The 3,781-nt window shown below is 31.8% G+C and carries 5 protein-coding genes, 1 pseudogene and 1 other annotated feature; of the genes and pseudogenes, 3 read left to right on the plus strand and 3 right to left on the minus strand.

Annotated features, from left to right (window positions below; translation table 11 throughout):
- Positions 1–611, minus strand: a 611-nt coding sequence (locus AC1DTM_RS20130) for a serine--tRNA ligase (protein WP_477000725.1), incomplete at its 3' end; no start/stop codon positions are given.
- Between the two features lie 106 nt (positions 612–717).
- Positions 718–948, minus strand: a binding site (T-box leader).
- Between the two features lie 201 nt (positions 949–1,149).
- On the opposite strand from AC1DTM_RS20130, the gene AC1DTM_RS20135 reads away from it, so the two are divergent.
- A complete protein-coding gene (locus tag AC1DTM_RS20135; protein WP_477000726.1) occupies positions 1,150–1,653 on the plus strand; it encodes a kinase in 504 nt (167 codons plus the stop codon).
- Between the two features lie 92 nt (positions 1,654–1,745).
- Here the strand turns inward: AC1DTM_RS20135 and satA are convergent, their stop codons facing one another.
- Both satA and AC1DTM_RS20145 read right to left on the minus strand, forming a co-directional pair.
- Positions 1,746–2,306, minus strand: a complete 561-nt coding sequence (gene satA, locus AC1DTM_RS20140; protein ID WP_002161394.1) for a streptothricin N-acetyltransferase SatA — start codon at positions 2,304–2,306, stop codon at positions 1,746–1,748.
- Positions 2,307–2,360: 54 nt separating this feature from the next.
- Positions 2,361–2,852: a nitroreductase gene (locus AC1DTM_RS20145; RefSeq protein WP_477000727.1), complete on the minus strand. Its 492-nt coding sequence runs from the start codon at positions 2,850–2,852 to the stop codon at positions 2,361–2,363.
- A gap of 258 nt (positions 2,853–3,110) precedes the next feature.
- Here AC1DTM_RS20145 and AC1DTM_RS20150 point away from each other — a divergent pair, with 258 nt between their 5' ends.
- Positions 3,111–3,491: a VOC family protein gene (locus AC1DTM_RS20150; protein WP_016105179.1), complete on the plus strand. Its 381-nt coding sequence runs from the start codon at positions 3,111–3,113 to the stop codon at positions 3,489–3,491.
- A 52-nt stretch (positions 3,492–3,543) separates the two neighbouring features.
- A pseudogene (locus AC1DTM_RS20155) lies at positions 3,544–3,781 on the plus strand (GNAT family N-acetyltransferase); the annotation flags it as partial.

Raw genomic sequence — 3,781 nt, forward strand, 5'->3', positions numbered from 1 at the left:
CTATCGCTATTTACGATAAACGGTGGRATCACTTCTGTATATCCATGTTCTTCAACATGTAAATCTAGCATAAAGTTAGCTACTGCTCGCTCTAAACGTGCTCCCAAGCCATTGTAATATACAAAGCGGCTTCCTGTTACTTTTGCTGCTCGCTCAAAATCTAGTAATCCTAATTTTTCAGCAACTTCCCAATGTGGTTTTGCTTCAAATGAAAATTCGTTTATTTCTCCCCACTTACGTAATTCAACATTATCATCTTCTGATGCTCCAATAGGCACTGTTTCATTAGGTATATTTGGTAATGCCAATAATATAGAATTCAATTTCTCTTCTACATTATGTAACTCATCATCTAACGTTTTAATACTTTCTCCTACTTCACGCATTTCACTAATAAGTTCATTAGCATCTTGTTTTTCACGCTTTAACTTCGCAATACGATCAGATACTCCATTACGTTTACTTTTTAATTCTTCTACTTCTACTAACAGTTCACGACGATTTTGATCTAATTCTTCAAATGTATCCAATTCAAGAAACTCTCCACCGCGACCAATCAATTTTTTCTTTACTTCTTCAAAATTAGCACGTAATACTTTTACATCTAACATGTCTTATCTCTCCTTTAATAAGTGACTAATGTCATCTTCTTCGTTCACGTTAAGCTTTTAAGATAGGGAATTTCACTAAAAAAACACAAAAAACTCCCGTCCCTATAAAAGGGACGAGAGTTAACCCGCGTTGCCACCCTAGTTGAAAGCATAGAAAATGTAAGCTTTCCACTTAAAAAATTAACGGTTTTTAACCGGAAACGATTACTAACTTCACATTGAAGGGTTCCACATTTCGCTCAAGGACGGATTCACAAGCGCTTTCTATCGGTTTACACCACCCACCGACTCTCTAAAAGAAAAGATACTTGTTACTACTTCCTTTCATAGCTTTTAAACAATATAAATTTTAATTATCATTAATTTACAATAATTCTGTTTATTTTTCAAGAAAATATTGTATCTTTAAAATAAAGAGTTCCTATAATCAAACCACAAATAAACTGGAGGTTATTTACGATGTCTCATATCACTTTGAAAGCAATAACTTCTATAAACTGGCGAGAAGCGCTTACTAAAACAATTTGGAGATGAGACTTTGAAATCGACATTAATCATTCTTCGCGGAAACTCCGCAAGTGGCAAAACAACAATCGCAAAGGAACTGCAAGAACATTTCKGGCAAGGAACACTTCTAGTCTCACAAGACGTTGTGCGCAGAGATATGCTAAAAGTTCACGATACAATAGGTAACTTATCTCATGATTTACTATTTGAAATTACGAAGTACGGAAAAGGAAAATGTGAATTTGTTATTTTAGAAGGTATACTGAACAGTCGTAGATACGGTGATATGCTGAAAGAATTAATACATTATTTCGAAGGAAACGCTTATACATATTATTTTGACTTATCACTTGAAGAAACGATTAGACGGCATAATACGAGAGAAAAACGACTTGAATTTGGAGAAGATTTATTGAGTAAATGGTATAACCCGCACGATACAATTGAAGTTGATAAAGAAACTGTTTTTACAGATGATTTCACGCAAAAAGACATATTTCATGCCATTGTTAATGATGTGACACATCAAAAATAAGACTGACAGGATGAGTCAGTCTTATTTTCATTATGTTCCTTGTATTTCAGTTTTGATAACTGAACAATCTTTACATAAGTAATAATATATATTCATTTTAAATTTAAATACCAATAAATCGCAACTTCATCATTTTGCTCATTTATCCCTTTATAAACAAGAAAATCAAATCCCCCTATTACAAATCCACATTTCTCATAAAACTTACACGCTGTCATATTATTATTTTGTGTTTCAAGCATAACGCCTGGCATATTACCATCTTTTGCCCACTGCTTTGCTTGCTCTATTAATCTTCTACCAATTCCAAGTGCTCGGTATTCTATGTCCACCTTGATATCTTCTATATAAGCATAGCGATTCCAATTCTTTTTCAATATCATAACTCCTACGATTTGGTTATGTAAAAGTGCTATGTAAATTATTTGATTAGGATTATTTATATATTCATTGTACGCTAGCTCTTCATCGTCATCATACCTATCTTCTAAATAACTTTTTTCATAGCTAGGTACTTTTTCAACTGTATATTCTATTTTGTTATTTATTTTTGAAACAGAAAGAACTAACCGGGCATTTACTGTAAAACTATCATCAATTTCAGGTAAATGGTCTAAATCATTTATTTCTAATTTTCTAATCAAAAGGCTCATTATTTATACTCCTTTAAGTATAAGTATTAACGTTTCATCCCCCTCTACCTTATACTAAATAGTTGTCGCAATTCCTGCCACAAATAAACTTATTATTGCTAAAAATGGCGTTCCGACTATTGCTCCTCTTAAGTGAAATATATAGTCTTTATACCCCTTCATCCCTTCTGTACTAGGAATAACAACAAATCTTGGAGTAATCCAGCAAAATATAAGCCAATCAATTATAAATAAATCTACTAAATTGAAAGTCATTACAATCCCAAAAGTATGTAAATAGGTCTCAATATACAATAATTTTTCATGTTGATGTAGTATATACGTAGAAACTAAAGGCGTTCCGAAGAGAATAATATTGTAAATAATTCCGAAATAATACGTTTGCTTTTTTTCATTTATCGATTTTGGCAAAACTACTTTTTGAATATCTTTCGGATAATCATTTAGCCAAAGACGAGGATTATAATATAAAGACCCTAATGTCATAATAGATAGTATAAAAGACATAGAAATGCCGACAATCATCATTTGTTCAATTTGCCCCACAAATTAGTCCCTCCTTATTTGCAATTGTTACGTACGTAATTCACTTAATTAGACATTGTATGCATGTTGTGACCTGAAAATTAACAAACTCCTTTAGTAAAATCATTATCATTTGATTTCTCCTAACGCCCATTCTTATTTCTTGCAATATGGTTGCAAATTTAATACAGTGAACATCTAATTAGTGTTATTCACCTTCTCTAATTATTTCAGAGTAAATATTTATTAATTTACATAAAGATAGGATCGGTGAAACGAATGAAAATCGAACATATAGCAATTTGGGTAAATGACTTAGAATTAATGCGTACTTTTTATACAAAGTATTTCAATGGTAAAGCAAACTCTTTGTATTATAATAAAGCGAAACACTTTGAATCTTATTTTATTACGTTCGAATCTGGAGCAAGGCTTGAACTTATGCGTAAAAAAGGTATAGAAAACGAACCTAACCTTAATATAACTGGCTATGCACATATGGCATTCTCTGTCGGTAGTGAAGAACGTGTAAATGAATTAACTTCAACATTAAAAGATGAGGGTTATCCTTTATTAAATGGACCACGTTTCACTGGAGATGGTTATTACGAAAGTGTAATAAGTGATCCTGAAGGTAATCAAATTGAAATTACGATTTAACTTATCTTTTTCTTTTCTGAAGAACAAATGAAAATTAGTTTGGAGGAATCATATGCATAAGCTACATTTCAAAAAATTTGAAACAACAGACTTTAATCAATACTTTCAGCTCGTATCAAACGAAAAAGTGATGGCACAAATTACTGAGCGCGCCATTCCTTTAGAGGAAGCACAAAACGACTATAAAAAATTATTAATGCGCAATGAAAAACATAAACTGTATGGATCTTATAAAGTTTATAACAGTGCAACAAATGAATTTATCGGACTTGGACATATAACAGTAAATG

The sequence above is a fragment of the Bacillus sp. P4_D3 genome (genome assembly GCF_056401855.1).